Origin of the sequence: Treponema vincentii F0403, from assembly GCF_000412995.1 — a bacterium.
In the GTDB taxonomy this organism is placed as follows: Bacteria; Spirochaetota; Spirochaetia; order Treponematales; family Treponemataceae; genus Treponema; species Treponema vincentii.
In genome coordinates, this window is record NZ_KE332512.1 from 1,358,199 (window position 1) to 1,373,231 (window position 15,033).

Annotated in this window: 11 protein-coding genes and 1 tRNA gene; 3 read left to right on the plus strand and 9 right to left on the minus strand. The window is 46.4% G+C overall.

Translation table 11 applies throughout. The features are described 5' to 3' along the window. Window positions 1-4 precede the first annotated feature (4 nt). A tRNA-Lys gene (locus tag HMPREF1222_RS06090) sits at window positions 5-77 on the minus strand. 127 nt (window positions 78-204) lie between these two features. Between HMPREF1222_RS06090 and HMPREF1222_RS06095 the strand changes: the two genes are divergently transcribed. Together HMPREF1222_RS06095 and HMPREF1222_RS06100 are read left to right on the plus strand one after the other, a co-directional pair. Further along, a complete protein-coding gene (locus tag HMPREF1222_RS06095; RefSeq protein ID WP_016518654.1) occupies window positions 205-1,650 on the plus strand; it encodes a TldD/PmbA family protein in 1,446 nt (481 codons plus the stop codon). Continuing rightward, window positions 1,647-3,011: a TldD/PmbA family protein gene (locus HMPREF1222_RS06100; protein WP_016518655.1), complete on the plus strand. Its 1,365-nt coding sequence runs from the start codon at window positions 1,647-1,649 to the stop codon at window positions 3,009-3,011. The genes HMPREF1222_RS06095 and HMPREF1222_RS06100 overlap by 4 nt, the downstream gene beginning before the upstream one ends. 203 nt (window positions 3,012-3,214) lie before the next feature. Here the strand turns inward: HMPREF1222_RS06100 and HMPREF1222_RS06105 are convergent, their stop codons facing one another. The 8 genes from HMPREF1222_RS06105 to HMPREF1222_RS06140 all read right to left on the minus strand — a co-directional run bounded on the left by HMPREF1222_RS06105 (window position 3,215) and on the right by HMPREF1222_RS06140 (window position 12,884). Next, complete coding sequence (locus HMPREF1222_RS06105) at window positions 3,215-4,726, minus strand: histidine kinase N-terminal 7TM domain-containing diguanylate cyclase (protein WP_016518656.1); 1,512 nt, start codon at window positions 4,724-4,726, stop codon at window positions 3,215-3,217. A 96-nt stretch (window positions 4,727-4,822) separates the two neighbouring features. Further along, entirely contained in the window at window positions 4,823-6,109 is a 1,287-nt protein-coding gene (murA, locus tag HMPREF1222_RS06110; RefSeq protein WP_016518657.1) for a UDP-N-acetylglucosamine 1-carboxyvinyltransferase, read from the minus strand. An 88-nt stretch (window positions 6,110-6,197) separates the two neighbouring features. Next, a complete protein-coding gene (locus HMPREF1222_RS06115) occupies window positions 6,198-6,461 on the minus strand; it encodes a hypothetical protein (protein WP_006187795.1) in 264 nt (87 codons plus the stop codon). Between the two features lie 15 nt (window positions 6,462-6,476). Beyond that, entirely contained in the window at window positions 6,477-7,070 is a 594-nt protein-coding gene (locus tag HMPREF1222_RS06120; protein ID WP_016518658.1) for a hypothetical protein, read from the minus strand. A gap of 61 nt (window positions 7,071-7,131) precedes the next feature. After that, window positions 7,132-9,111, minus strand: a complete 1,980-nt coding sequence (fliD, locus tag HMPREF1222_RS06125) for a flagellar filament capping protein FliD (RefSeq protein ID WP_016518659.1) — start codon at window positions 9,109-9,111, stop codon at window positions 7,132-7,134. A 329-nt stretch (window positions 9,112-9,440) separates the two neighbouring features. After that, a complete protein-coding gene (locus HMPREF1222_RS06130) occupies window positions 9,441-10,298 on the minus strand; it encodes a flagellin N-terminal helical domain-containing protein (RefSeq protein ID WP_006187791.1) in 858 nt (285 codons plus the stop codon). Between the two features lie 426 nt (window positions 10,299-10,724). Then, window positions 10,725-11,585, minus strand: coding sequence for a flagellin N-terminal helical domain-containing protein (locus tag HMPREF1222_RS06135; protein ID WP_006187788.1), 861 nt, complete (start codon window positions 11,583-11,585; stop codon window positions 10,725-10,727). 210 nt (window positions 11,586-11,795) lie between these two features. Further along, window positions 11,796-12,884 carry a leucine-rich repeat domain-containing protein gene (locus HMPREF1222_RS06140; RefSeq protein ID WP_016518660.1) on the minus strand — a complete coding sequence of 363 codons (1,089 nt, stop codon included), beginning with the start codon at window positions 12,882-12,884 and terminating at the stop codon, window positions 11,796-11,798. A gap of 1,002 nt (window positions 12,885-13,886) precedes the next feature. On the opposite strand from HMPREF1222_RS06140, the gene HMPREF1222_RS06145 reads away from it, so the two are divergent. After that, window positions 13,887-14,993, plus strand: a complete 1,107-nt coding sequence (locus HMPREF1222_RS06145) for a tyrosine-protein phosphatase (RefSeq protein WP_016518661.1) — start codon at window positions 13,887-13,889, stop codon at window positions 14,991-14,993. The last annotated feature ends 40 nt before the right edge of the window (window positions 14,994-15,033 follow it).

The window sequence follows — 15,033 nt, forward strand, 5'->3', positions numbered from 1 at the left end:
ATCTTGAGCCATGCAGGCTTCGAACCTGCGACCCACAGATTAAGAGTCTGTTGCTCTACCAGCTGAGCTAATGGCCCGTCAATGTCTTAGCAAGACTGAACGAGTATTCCATAATTTTAAAAGAAAGTCAATACCTCGGATAAACGTTTACCGCCGTTTTATGCTATACTGATTTATGCTATACTACACCGCAAGGAGTTTTTTATGAAAGTAAATATACACCGGCTTTTAAAAGAGGCAACAGACGCTGCCCCGCAGGCCGAGTGGATCGGATTACGGAGAGTTACCAACCGCCTGACGATGTTTTCCGCCATAGACGGTAAATTTGACCAAGCTGCAGGCGGCGCCGACGAAGGTGTTATGCTGGAGGTATTGTACAAGGGAACCTTCGGCTATGCGGCAACCGCCGACCTCAGCAGCGGCGGGATCAAACGCGCAGCGGAGCAAGCTTTTGCAGCTGCACAGGCAGCGCAGCCTTACGGCATCTACCGTTTTGACCGGACGGTACGCCCCGCCGCGCAGGTACGCTATGCCACAAAACGCGAAAAATTAAGCGGGATTCCCGCCGCCGAAACGGTGGATCTCTTGTGCAGTATCTGCGATGCGGCAAAAGTTTCTTCCGGCATTATACAAACCGCTGCCTATTGCCAAACCGGCATCAGCGAAACGGAAACGGTTTCCACCAACGGCGCAGATATCCGGCAAACCGTCCGTTTCGGCGGCATCAACATGAATGCCGTCGCGCGGGAAGGAGATATTATCCAGCAGCGGAGCGCGCACGGACATTCGGCGCTTACCTATCAGGGCGGCAGGGAGCTGTTCAACCCGGAGACGCTGCATGAGCAAGCACGCAAAGCAGGTACGGAAGCCGTTGAGCTCTTGACCGCCGAACCGTGCCCGACCGGAAAGCGGACACTCGTACTGATGCCCGACCAGATGATGCTGCAAATTCACGAAAGCGTCGGGCATGCGCTGGAGATAGACCGCATCCTCGGCGACGAGCGCAACTTTGCAGGCGGCAGCTTTATCACGCTGGAGGATGTCGGCAGCTTCCGCTACGGCTCCCCGCTGATGAACGTCGCCTTCGACCCGACCATCGCGCAGGAACTGGCAAGCTACGGAGCCGACGACATCGGCAACACCGCGGTAAAAGAATACCTGATTAAAGGCGGCATCTTGATACGGGCGCTCGGCAGTTTGGAAAGCCAAAAACGTTCGGGGCTGCACGGCGTTGCCAACCAGCGTGCCTGTTCATGGAACCGCCCGCCCATCGACCGGATGGCAAACCTCAACCTCGAAGCGGGAACGAGCAGCTTCGATTCGATAATCTCTTCTATCGAAAACGGCATTCTGATGTTCTCCAACCGTTCATGGTCAATCGACGACTACCGCAATAAATTCCAATTCGGCTGCGAGTACGCTAAGTTGATCGAAAACGGCAAACTGACAAAAACCGTGCGCGACCCGAACTACCGCGGCATTTCACGGTTCTTTTGGAACAACCTCTGCGCAGTCGGCGACCAAAGCACCTTCGGAGTGTTCGGCACCCCGAATTGCGGCAAGGGAGAGCCAAATCAAGTGATACGGGTAGGACACGCAAGTCCCGTATGCGCATTCAGCGATGTTGAAGTATTTGGAGGCGGAAAATGAGTTGTGATCAAGAAATGATGTGCGAAATGGATTCCGATTTTAAATGGCATTTTGAATCGCTTGCGGAATTCTTTTTTGACGAACTGTTACCCAATGAGCAGGCATCCGTAAGCTACAGCGCGGAGGATACCTACTTTCTGCGCATGAATCACGCCAAGGTACGGCAAAACGGTTTTGTGCGGCAGGCGGAAATCTCGGTTACCCTGTATAAAAACAAGAGAACCTACAGTTTTGTACAAGGTTTGAGCTGCCTTATCGATCAGGATAAGGAGACCCTTGCCGCAGCGCTGGAAGATGCACGCAGCATTATTGCGCAGCTCCCCGAAGATCCCTATCAGTCTATCCCGATTGCGGACGATGATTCCGAAACGATTTATGACGGTACCCTGCTCCCGCAAGGTACAATAGAAAAGACACTGCTTGAGCCTGTTTCCGATTTGGATTTTGCCGGTCTTTTTTCACAGGGGATAATCTGCCGCGGCGCTGCCAATACTGCGGGCTCACGGCATTGGTTCCAGACAAGGACATTCATATTCGACTATTCAATTTGGCTGAAGAACGGACGCGCCGTAAAAGGATTGTACGCGGGGCGCGACTGGCAGCAAGCGGAATACGAAAAGCGCATCGCGGATGCACGGCAGAGTTTACAGGTACTTGCGCTCGAACCGAAAAAAATCGAGCCGGGCAAATACCGCGTTTTTATTGCTGCGGATGCCTTGGTGGATGTCGTAGAGTTTTTCTCGTGGAACGGCTTCGGGGAGCGGGGAATGCAGCAGGGCGAAAGCGCCTATCTTGCATTAAAAGAAGGGCGGGAACGGTTTTCCGAAGCCTTCAATTTAACTCAAGATTTTTCCATCGGTGTGGAACCTGCGTTTAACGGCGAAGGAGAAGCCGCCCCGGAAAAACTAACCGTTATCGAAAAAGGAAAGCTCGTTCATACCATCGTAAGTTCCCGCTCGGAAAAACAGTACGGAACAAAAGCAAACGGAGCCGATGCAGACGAGGGCTTCCGTTCCGCGGTAATCGGCGCGGGTACGCTTGCCGAAGCGGATGCGCTCAAGGAACTGGGCACGGGTATCTACATTTCAAACTTCCACTACCTAAACTGGAGCGATCCTGCAACTGCCCGCGTAACGGGTATGACCCGCTTTGCCTGCCTCTGGGTAGAAAACGGAAAAGTCGTAGCCCCCATTGCGGATATGCGCTGGGATGAGTCCCTGTACAATATGTTCGGAGCAAACCTCATTGCGCTCACCAAAGAACGGAAGCTCTTTGTAGACACCAATACCTACGAAGAACGCGCGGTAGGCGGCTGTCTTTTGCCCGGAATCTTGGTTAAGGATTTCAACTGCACGCTGTAAAATTGTGCGAGACACCCGATAAGGTGTGGCGCCGTAACCGGCGCTTCCGCAGCCGAAGACGCCGCCGGAAGTTATATAGCGGGGATTGCGAAAAAGGAACTACCTTTTGAGACATCCCCGCTATTGATGCGGTCAATGCGGCGATACATTTTATCCCTAACGCGGGTGTTATAATGTGAGTGTTATTAAGAAGATACTGCCCATTAAATATCTACAAGCTGTTGCTTATGTTTTTGCTTATTCGCATACATAGCATCATCCGCTTGTATAAAATGTTGTATCAGATCGTTATGATTGCCGTTTATAATTGAACAACCTACTGAAATGGAAACCTTCCAAGACTTTTTTTGATTTGTACAGAGTGTTTCTATTTTTTTTACGATAGTTGCTGCATCCGTTTCGGTACAGTGCGGGATAAAGGCAACAAATTCATCTCCCCCTATACGGAACAGCGTATTCGGCGTATTTATCGCTTGCTGCAGTATCGCCGCGCATGTTTGAATATAATCGTCCCCTGCACTGTGGCCGAATGTGTCGTTGACCTCTTTAAGATCATCAATATCGGCGGCAAGCAAAAGACAGGGTTTTACGGCATTTTGTACGATTGTTCCTTTTCGTAATTCAAAGCAGTTGCGGTTTAAACATCCGCAGAGAGCATCGGTAAATGCGTTTTGTTCAATCTTTTGTATAAGTTCACCCAACATACCGGCATCATACATAATAATGGTTGTCCCGATGCTTTTGTTGCTTTGAGGGTTTAAAACCGGCTTTTTATGACAAAGGAATACCTTTCCCGTTGTTCTGTGCTGCATGTACAGCGCATAATCGGTCTGATTTCGAGATTGAATAGGCACAAAAAAACGGCCGCAGAACATATCGCCGTACAACGCATACGGTTGGATGGGTATATTCGATTGAGTAAAAAATTGCACGGCAACGGTATTTGCTTTAAGTAATTCGCTTTTTGTATTAAAGATGAGCACCGGTTGAGTAAAATCTTCAAAGAAATCTTTTTTTCCGAGATAGAGTCCTTTTTGATCCATATCGCGATAGGTTAAGAAATACAGTGCGTTAATACTGAACAAATGAGCAAGCAGCGAAAGTAAGGTTATCAGTTCCGTTTGTGCAATAAACGTGCCGATGATATTCATTACGGTAAACATGCAGACGGCAGCCGTTATGGCGATAACTTCTTTACGGTTTTTTACTTGAGGTGAAAACAGTTTGATAAAAAATAAAACACACGAAAGGAAGATTAGCGCATAGCTGTACAGGATATGTACGTAAAACCATGCACCATAAATATATGGACGGGCTCCCATATCGAATGTTTCCGCTTCCGGATTTAAACTGATAAAAAACGAGTGCTTGTTTGCCGTAATGCTCAGGATACAAGTTATGACGGGAATAATCGCTACCAATCTGCGGCAGAAAGAAGGAACATTCGGTATGCAGTAGAATTGTGCATAGTAAAATAAAAACAGCGCTGAAAATGCAATACACGTATAGATGAATCGTGTCATAATAAAACTCAGCTGAAGTTCGTGTGTTTGCACTAAAAAAAAGCGTATTAAATTCCAAAAACCGATCATGGAAGCTAAGTAAGCAATAGGTTTAAAGACAGGATTTTCTGTGCTCTTTGTTAATGAACATACCGCTATGATAAAGGCGGTTATCGCGTTAAGAATGCGAAAAAAATTAAGGATATCCGTCATATTTATAGGAGCGAATTATAAGGGCGATTTTTTATACTGTCAATCTTTTATATATACTTTTCCGGTGCGGCAGTCCTGTTAAGTTTCTAACACCGCTTATACGCAAATCGGTTTCCGTTCTATGTGGACACCGAGTGCGTTGAACCGGTCGATGAGGTGTTCATAGCCGCGTTCGATTTGATATACGTTCCGAATAAGGCTTTCACCGCGGGCACAGCAGGCGGCAATTACAAGTGCCATCCCCGCGCGCACATCGGGAGAAACCAGCTCGGAACCGTGCAGGGTACCGGGGCCGGTAACGACGGCGCGGTGCGGGTCGCAAAGCGTAATACGGGCGCCCATACCGATGAGCTTATCGACAAAGAACATACGGGCTTCAAACATCTTTTCGTGGATAAGCACCGTGCCTTCCACCTGTGTGGCGATAACCGTCATAATACTGGTAAGGTCGGCAGGGAAACCCGGCCACGGCGCGTCGTCAATCTTAGGGATCATACCGCCGAGGTCGCAGTTGACCTTTAAACTCTGCTGCGCGGGAACGGTAAGGCTCGTCCCGTCGATTTCCCAACGGATACCAAGCTTGTTAAACGCAAGCTTTATCGGCCGCATATCGGGCGGATTAATATCGGTAATGGTAAGAGAGCCGTGCGTTACCGCTGCAAGTCCGATAAACGAACCCACTTCCATGTAATCCGCCCCGATGCGGTATTCGGCGCCGCGCAGCTGCCGCACACCCTGAATGGTAAGAATATTCGAACCGATACCGCTTATCTTTGCTCCCATTGTATTCAACAGTTTGCAGAGATCTTGAATGTGCGGCTCGCTTGCCGCATTGGTGATAACGGTTTCTCCCTCGGCGATTACCGCAGCCATCACCGCATTTTCGGTAGCGGTTACGGAGGCTTCATCCAAGAAAATATCCTGTCCAATAAGTTTATTCGCCGAAAATAAAAAATGCCCGTTTATCTTTACCTGTGCACCGAGTTCCGTTAGAGCCAAAAAATGCGTATCCAGCCGCCGCCGGCCGATAACATCGCCGCCGGGCGGGGTCATCATAACTTTTCCGTGACGGGCAAGCAGCGGCCCTGCAAACAAAATAGATGCCCGTATCTTTTGGGCAAGCGGCGCCGGCACCTCATAACCGGTTACGGTTTTTAATTGCAGCGTATATTCATTCGGAGCGCATTTGGTTACTGTTCCGCCGAACGATTTGAAGATTTCAAACATTACAAAAACATCTTCAATTTCGGGGAGATTCTTTAAGGTAACGGGCTGATCGGTAAGAACGGCGGCGGCGATACAAGGAAGCGCGGCATTCTTATTTCCACTTGCCTTAACGGTACCTTTTACCGGAAAACCGCCTTCAATATGATATTCATACATGAGCTACTCCAAATTTTCTCACGTTTATCACCTAACGGCGCCGCGCCTAAAACATCTGAAAAATCGCCGATCTGTAACCGGTTATACGCTAAAGAGGCAGCGCGGCAGAGGTGATTAAATGCTGTATTTTTTCTTTTAATGCAAGACGGATGGGTAGCACAGGGTAGTCCGGCTTATCGATGAGCTGCACAAAGAGTTGCTTTTGACCGACAGGATTAACTTCAATTAAAAAGCTTATTTTTCCTTTTTGTTCTCTTTCTAAAATATTGTAAACGGCAGTTGCCTCAAATTCTTCCCGATAATAGATGAGAGAATTCTTTTTTTCAATATCGATAATATCCTCTACAAGCACTGCTTCCGTCTCCGTTTAATTTAAAATCGATGATACCCCATTTATCAAAGTTTTGACAAGGGGAGCTAATTCATATTCGGCTAAATCGCCGACTTGAATAATATCTTTTTCTTCTATACTTGATACAATATCGTGCAATAAAGCCGTTATATCTTTCTGATACTCATGAATCGATTTTTCTTCAATTTGTATATCGATCGGCAGTTCCGTTACATCGGATAAAAGCAGCGACCGATACAGCTCATTCAGTTTTCCCGAAAAAGTCCCGAGCAGGTTCAGCACCTGCACGTCCTTTCCGGTCTGCATGTATACCGGTATCTGTTCAAACTCTTCTGCATATCCGGACAGTTCTTTCATCAAACCCTTCATGTAGTTGCGGATTTCCGCCCCGGAGAATGTTGAAAGCTCGATTGTAATATCGGTATCAACCGGCTGCGTAAAAAGCAGATCAAGCTCTTGCGAAGTCAGTTCTTTACCGTCAACCGAAATCTGTACGATTGTTTCGTGTTCGCGGCAGCAGGCTTCTTCAATACTGCCCAGCACTTCGCCGAGCGTTTTTTCGTTTTCAAGCGTATACGACAGTTCTTCGCCGTTAATTTTTATTACCATTTATAGCTCTACTCCTCAAGTTATCATTTTTCGGCAATTATGTAGATATATCCGCAGCGTACTAGTTATCCGAACCGCCTCTATTTTGCCTGCTGAAATTATTGATCATATCCGACTGCTTTTGCAGATTCCGCAAAGACCCATCCATATCCCCATACTTCTGTCGCAGCTCCTGTTCTTTTTTTTCCAGTGCTTGATCGTACCGTGCAATTTTATCCTTGCTTGTTTTAATCCGGGCTGCCAATCCGTTTGTCCGCGTAGAAAAAATTCCACCCCGCTGTACATACGGATCTATCTGTTTAAATACCTGATACGCAACCCCGTCATCGATTAACACATCGTTATCGGTATCATATCCGAAGAGGTAACGGACATCTTCTATCGAATTTTTTAAAGCTTCATCCAGTTTCTTTTCATCGATTTCCAAGTATCCACGGAGCCGGGCTTCGTTAAGCGCCGAACTTGTGTCCGACTTGGTCGATATGCCAATTTGGGATAACGTCCGTATCGGGGTATCGGTATTTCTGCGGTACACATTTGCCACAATCTGACGCAGATTATTCTTTAAAGAAGACAGCGTCGTATCGCCGAAAAGAGCCCCGAGATTTTCTTCCGCCGTTTTACGCTCATCGTCGGTAAAATATTCGATTTCGTCGATAACCGCTTGCTGATTGCTCGTTACGATATTGATTTCGGCCAAAAGCCGGTTGTATTTTGCGACAAATTCGATAATCGCATCTTTTGCCGGCTGCGGATCCGGTTTAATACTGATGCTTTCCGGTTTATCGGTTTTATCTTCCAACTGTAGTGTTACTCCCGGAATAAGATCGTCTATCTTATTTGTGCTCCGCTTTACAGGAATACCTTCAAACGTAAGAGATGCCTCCTGTGCCTGCGAAACGGGATTAACCGGTATGTACTCGCCCGTTGCTTTCGGGTCATATACTTTAATCTGCGCCAACGAAACGGTCTTATCGGTGTTGTTATTGTGCACGGTAATTCCGGTAATGTCGCCGTATTCGCTCAGCGGAATGCTGAAAGTTTGAACTTCGGCCGTATCGGCAAGCGGGGGCAACGGGATAAGCGTTCCGCGCGATGAAACCAAAGACAGTACATTATAGTCTTCCACAGGAGCGGCCGGTACCGGATTTAGGCCGAGTGTTTCGGGCACGATACTTGAATCGCTCGGTGCATTGGTTACGGTTACGCCCTTGTACGACACCGTACCGACTTGCTCGTAAATAGGATTTCCTCCGGAAGAAGCTTGCTCTCCTTGACCGGAAGGCGGCGCGGATACATCAGCATTATTCTGCAGAGACACGGTATATTCCAGCACGTACTGCTGCGAACCTCGTACCGGCTTGGAAAACGCAATACGTTCCGTTGTCTGCGCAGGAACTGCGATCTCCGTTTTTTCGACATCGACTGCGAGGCGATCGTTCTTTTTTATCAGACCGTTTTCAAGTGCAAAGGATAACGCATCATCGGAAAACTCTAATCTATTTGCTTCTCCCGTCAGCTGCGATTCAAAAAGCAACGAAACGGCGCCCGGCGACGTTTTTATTTCCGAAATACGGATAACATCTTTTCCTTTTTTATTGACGGCATCGATAAAGCTCCGGTATTTTCCGCCCTGCCAATTTACCGACAGTTTTTTTTCGCCGACGGTAAAGGTATATAGGCCTTTCGGAACTTGAAAATCTTTCGATACTTCGTTTGATAAAAAAGAATCGGCCTGAGCAATCTGATTGATGGAAATTTTAAAGGTTTGTTCGCGGGCATCCCGTGAAGCGGTTGCCGTTACCGCCCGTTCATTGGAAGATGCAACGGTCTTTTCGACGAAAGGGTTATTAAAAGAATATAAGTCCCGTGTTTTTTCCCGGATTTCGGTAGAGAATTGGTTTATTTTTCGCCAAATAGCATTCTGCTGTTCATATTTTTTTAAATCTTCAGCTGCTGAATCGCGCGGGGCACGCTCTTTTTTCATCAGCGTTTCAATGAGATTATCATATTTACCGGCCCCTATGCCGGGAATATTCATGTCTGACACTTTACCCCCTTTACCGTCAAGGCCGGATAAACCCTCTCTATTAGTATTTTCGGCTGTAATATCAATAAGCTTTATGACATCAAATTAGTTACGTGTTTTGTAGGATAAACTTATGAATTCCAACCGTTTAAAAGAATATTTCTAAAAATTTAAGTTTTTAGAGCTCCCCAAAGGTCTTTAGATAAAAAAAAGGAAGAAGAAGGGCGCGGCTTCTTCTTCCTTTTCGGTTTCGGGAAAAGAGATAACATCCAGAGATCTCTTTTACTCAATCCTCAACTGTTGATTTAAGGATTTGTGTGTATTCCCGATTTTCCTGAGCGCTATTGAAGGAGACGAACAACCGACTGGGGTTGTGTATTCGCCTGTGCGAGCATTGCTGTGCCGGACTGCATCAAGATTTGATTCTTGGTGTATTCGACAACTTCTTTAGCCATATCAGCATCGCGGATGCGTGATTCAGCAGCTTGCAAGTTTTCAGAAGCGATTGCAACACCATTATATGCAAGTTCAAAACGGTTCTGATATGCACCGAGGTCTGCGCGCTGCTTGTTGATCTGCTTTAACGCATTGTCGATAGTACCGATTGCCATGTTAGCGCCTTCTACAGAGGAAATGGTGATCATATCACCTTCGCCGCCCTGTGCACCGCCTGCAAGACCAAGAGCCATAGCGGTCATTGTGCCAACAAAGAGCTTTTCGGACTGATCCATGTTTGCACCAACATGCAACTGCATCGGGCCGGTTGCAGAATCTTTCGCAAAGCGTCCGGTAAGCAAGTTCATACCGTTGAATTGAGCATGGCTTGCAATGCGGTCTACTTCGTCTACGAGCTGAGAAACTTCAACCTGAATTTGCATACGGTCTTCTGCAGAATAGATACCGTTGGCAGCCTGAACTGCTAACTCGCGCATACGCTGCATAATATCGGTGGTTTCAGCTAAATATCCTTCTGTTGCTTGGATAAAAGAAACACCGTTCTGTATGTTCTGCCCTGCTTGATTCAAACCGCGAATTTGGCTTCTCATTTTTTCGGATACTGCAAGTCCGGAAGCATCGTCGCCTGCGCGGTTAATGCGCATACCGCTGGAAAGCTTTTCGATGTCTTTTGCAATGCTTGTCTCGACAATGCCTGTGTGGCGCTGTGCATACATAGCGCTCATGTTGTGGTTAATAATCATATAACCCTCCTTGAAGTCTGCTTCCGGCATCCATGCCGGAAATGGTCGCTGTATAAAAACGTTACGGAAATTGGTTGCGCCTTTTCCCTCTGTTTTTTACACAGTATTATTGGCTTCCGATGTACTGACCGAAGACCAATAATACTGCTATACAGAGCTTCTTAAGGGTATTTTTCAAAGATCATGATAACGAAAATCGAAAGTACCACTCCGGTTCTCGTTATTACGGTGGTTAGTATACTCTCTTGCCTAAAAAAAGACAAGAGGAAACTTTTAAAAACCTCAGTTTTTAAAAGTTTACCTTAGATTCAGCTACGACGTTTAAAATTAAGTCATTATTGTATAAAGACTTAATTTTAAACTCGACGGGCATCTGCAAAAACTGACCGAGTTTTTTACAGATGCCCAAGAGAGTTATGCCCAAAATTACCGCAATAATGAAAGCACAAGCTGCGTGTTTGAATTCGCTTGCGCCAACATTGCCGTACCGGACTGATTGAGTATTTGATTTCTCGTGTACTCAACCATCTGCTTGGCCATATCCGCATCGCGGATACGTGATTCGGATGCCTGCATATTTTCTGCGGCGATGTCAATTCCGACAACGGCCATTTCCAGTCTGTTCTGGTATGCGCCGAGGTCTGCCCGCTGCTTGTTGATTTTCTTTAACGCCTCGTCGATTGTACCGATACTGTGATTAGCGTCTTCCGCAGTTTCGATAGTCATCGTTCTATTATCGCTCAGATCACGTACGCCGAGAGCATGAGCGGTCATAGTACCGATATACACACGGATACGTTGATCCATATTGGCGCCGATGTGGAACCACATAGATCCCGTTACGGCATTTTCTCCGCCTTCACGTGCAAAACGTCCGGTCAGCATATTCATGCCGTTGAACTGAGCGGAACTTGCAATGCGGTCAACTTCGGCAACAAGCTGAGAAACTTCAACCTGAATTTGCATGCGGTCTTCCGCACTGTAAATGCCGTTTGACGCTTGCACCGCCAACTCGCGGATACGCTGCATAATATCGGTGGTTTCCTGCAAGTACGCTTCGGCAACCTGAATAAAGCTGATCCCGTTCGATGCGTTTGCCGAGGCTTGATTTAAGCCGCGGATTTGAGCGCGCATTTTTTCGGAAACAGCAAGACCGGAAGCATCGTCGCCTGCACGGTTGATACGCAAACCGCTTGACAGTTTTTCGATGTCCTTGCCGATACGTACATCGGTAACACCTAATGTACGCTGTGCAAACATTGCACTCATGTTGTGATTGATAACCATAGCATTCCTCCATGAAATGTGGTACTGAAAAGCATCCGTGCTTTTCAAGAAATAAGGAACCGCTAAAAGCTTAGGCGCTTATCAGAGGTTCCGGATAGAATATCTCCATATCTTTTATCGGTAGTATAAGCTGAAAACTTTAGCCTTTGTGCAAAATTTTTCTAACATTTTGCACGGTTTTACTGTTGTTTCAGCTAATCCTATCCCTGCTTATTCCGCAGCAAACCATTCTAGTTTTGCATCCATCTTCGCTACATTATTTCGATAGTCATTCAGTAAAACAGCCGGAACCTTTATGCTGCCTACCGTTAAACTCTTGCAATCCCAGAAAGCATTATTAAATTTGCCTTCGCTATATTTGCATTTCAGTGTAACGGATGTAAGTGCTCTGCATTTGAAAAAACAGCTGGTCATATCCGTAACACCATCGGGGATATTCGGTACTTGCATAAGGCTGGTACAGAACCCAAAGCATCTAGTCATATCCGTAACACTATCCGGGATGTTCGGCACTTGCTGAAGCTTTGTACAGTCGTAAAAGCAACTGTCCATATCCGTAACTCCGTCGGGGATGTTCGGTGCTTGCATCAGGTTTGCACAGTCTTCAAAGCAACTGTCCATCTTCCTAACTCCATCAGGAATGCCGGATACGTGTACCAGGCTTGTGCAATTGTAAAAGCAGTTGGCCATATCTGTAAGACCGGCTATTGCTGTATCGCCGAATGTAAGTGCAACCCGTTTTGTGGGATATTTTTGCAGTGTCTTTCCCAACGGACTTGCTTCGGAAGCACTCCCCAGCAACTTGTCTGCTGTAAGGCCGGTTACTTTAATGTAATTAATTTCACTTTCGGATGCGGTGTTTTTAAGATAAGAGTCTAACGCATTGTATGCGATTAACTTATATGTGATAAGCTTAAACGTTACGGTTACCGTTGTATTTGCAGTAACTTTTATCTTCGCAATCGTATTTTCTACCTGTCCGCCTTCCATAAGCGCAGACGAAGGGGTCACTGACCACGTATCTACGATATAACTTTGATTGGGCACTGTACTTTGACTGGGTTCTGCCGTAAAGATAACGGTCTTTTCCGTTTCAACTTGTACAGGCGAGGTAACTGCTTTTCCGTCTATCATGGCAGTAAGTTTTCCGTTCTCACCATTTACGGTAAAGGTTACCGTAAACTTTTCCGCAGATGAGCTCGCGCTTACATTCGGGTTGCAGCCTACTACTAAAACAGCAAGCATTACCATTGCACCCCAGCTAAAGAGCCGGTTCATTTTTTTCTTATTACTATTCATAGTACATCTCCTGATATGTTTTAACCGCAGAGCGGTTTATTTTCCTAAATACTGATGCGTTTACTCTCCGATTCGCACTATCTTAGACCGGACAGTCAGCCAAAATTGGCAATACAAAGTGAAAAAGATTGATAATTGTGAATTATTAATTATATCCGCTGTACAACATGAGAAAGCTGAACAGGACAAGGCCTCTTTGCGTTTACCGATGAGAAAAAATAATTGTATGCATAAAAATATAAAGATTTGTCTAACGAGCTGTGAGCTGTGAGCTGTGAGCTGTGAGCTGTGAGCTGTGAGCTGTGAGCTGTGAGCTGTGAGCTGTGAGCTGTGAGGATTGTATTACAGGTTGTGTACGTGTCAAGTCCTGTGTGCATTTTTTGCACTTTTTGGGGAGACTGATGATGCTGTGATAATCCGATACTTCGGCTCAACATAGGCATTATTATAGGGATAAAAATAAGGAAATGCAATATCTCGCATTTTGAAAACATACACCGCAGTAGATGCGCCCTATCTTTTTGCCCCCTCCGTAAGCCTTTTGAAAAACTTGCTACTGCTTACAACCACCGCCGTCCGGGCTTCTGCTCAATCCCACGGACATCCATATCCGTTCTGATACGTTGAGGATTGGAATTTGCGTAGCAACGCAGTAGTATTTCCCTCTGCCAACGCTTTTGAAAATAGACGATGCAGGTGCTAGGAGCGTACAAAAAACACCCGCAGGCGTACTTGTTGTACGTCGAGGACTGTTTTTTGTGAAGCGACAACGCAGATGCGTCGTATATTTTTGAAAATTCTCTTTCCGTCAGCCTTTTGAAAATAGACAGTACAGATACAAGGCGCTTAGCAAATTCCAACCGCAGGCGTATCTTTGATACGTTGAGGATTGGAATTTGCGTAGCAACGCAGTAGATGTGCTGTATATTTTCAAAAGCCTTGTTTCTCACACTATTACCATATATACTATGAAAAACAAGGCTTCAATTTTTGGAGGTTTTTATGATTCACAAACGTTTTATGCATCTATCGGTTGCATTATTGTTCAGTCTTTCCGTACTGATGTCATGCGCAACGACGGACAAGGCACGTACACAGGAGCCGGTCTATGAACCGCTGCAGGGAACCGTTTCGTCGGTTGACAAGTACGGAAACTTGACAACGGACATTACCGAAGCGGCGCTGAAAGGAAAAGGCTATGAGCTCGGCGACGTATTACTCGCAAAACTCGGGGATAAGACCGTAACGGCGCCCTTTGTTGACACCTATAGCGACGTTAATAGAGGGGATTACCTGATTAGAATTTCACACGGATTTACAGCTATCGCGATGAGCTACGATAACTGCAGCGGCAAAACCGGCGCAGTTGAAGGGACTTCGGTAACGCTCTCGCTTTCCAAGAAAGGTGCGTATCTACAGGAATACGAAATGCGCCATTTGGTAAAGTCGGAAAAGCGTGAAGATTACGCTTCCGATGCGGTATTTGCAAACTTCCGCGCCATTCAGGCGGGTTCCATCGCTGCAAACAGACTGTACCGAGGATGCAATCCGGTACTCGACGACGCCCGTGCCCCGTATGCGGCCAAACTTGTCGAAGAAGCCAAAATCGCTACCGTTATCAATCTTGCAGACAGCGCCGAAAGCATGGCGGCTCATCTTGCTGCAGCACCTTATTATGAACAGCTGGTAAAAGACGGGCAGGTTATAACCCTTAATATGGGAATTGACTTTAACGATCCCGCATTTATCGGAAAATTGAAGGACGGGCTGATCTTTATGGGACAGCACGAAGGACCGTTCTACGTTCATTGCAATGAAGGAAAAGACCGCGCGGGCATGGTTGCCGCCGTACTTGAAGCATTAATGGGTGCGACAGTGCAGCAGGTTTCCGACGATTATATGGTATCGTACATGAACTACTTTAACGTCAAGAAAACCGATGCACGGTATCCGGTAATTGCAAAGATTATTACCGATATGTTCGTAAAAATGAACGGCGGCAAAGCAATTACCGACGCCAACTTGAAATCCGTTGCGGAAAACTATCTGACCAAAACCGTCGGACTTACCGCACAGCAAGTAAACACGCTCAAACAAAAACTACAATAACGAAGCGATCTGGGCAACCGCATCGGAAATACTTAAAGCG

What these genes read in the sequence shown, in the direction of transcription:
- HMPREF1222_RS06095 (WP_016518654.1), top strand. Translation starts at nt 205, where the DNA reads ATGAAAGTAAATATACACCGGCTTTTAAAAGAGGCAACAGACGCTGCC.
- HMPREF1222_RS06105 (WP_016518656.1), bottom strand. Translation starts at nt 4,726, where the DNA reads ATGACGGATATCCTTAATTTTTTTCGCATTCTTAACGCGATAACCGCC.
- HMPREF1222_RS06140 (WP_016518660.1), bottom strand. Translation starts at nt 12,884, where the DNA reads ATGAATAGTAATAAGAAAAAAATGAACCGGCTCTTTAGCTGGGGTGCA.
- HMPREF1222_RS06145 (WP_016518661.1), top strand. Translation starts at nt 13,887, where the DNA reads ATGATTCACAAACGTTTTATGCATCTATCGGTTGCATTATTGTTCAGT.
- HMPREF1222_RS06120 (WP_016518658.1), bottom strand. Translation starts at nt 7,070, where the DNA reads ATGGTAATAAAAATTAACGGCGAAGAACTGTCGTATACGCTTGAAAAC.
- murA (WP_016518657.1), bottom strand. Translation starts at nt 6,109, where the DNA reads ATGTATGAATATCATATTGAAGGCGGTTTTCCGGTAAAAGGTACCGTT.
- HMPREF1222_RS06100 (WP_016518655.1), top strand. Translation starts at nt 1,647, where the DNA reads ATGAGTTGTGATCAAGAAATGATGTGCGAAATGGATTCCGATTTTAAA.
- HMPREF1222_RS06135 (WP_006187788.1), bottom strand. Translation starts at nt 11,585, where the DNA reads ATGGTTATCAATCACAACATGAGTGCAATGTTTGCACAGCGTACATTA.
- HMPREF1222_RS06130 (WP_006187791.1), bottom strand. Translation starts at nt 10,298, where the DNA reads ATGATTATTAACCACAACATGAGCGCTATGTATGCACAGCGCCACACA.
- fliD (WP_016518659.1), bottom strand. Translation starts at nt 9,111, where the DNA reads ATGAATATTCCCGGCATAGGGGCCGGTAAATATGATAATCTCATTGAA.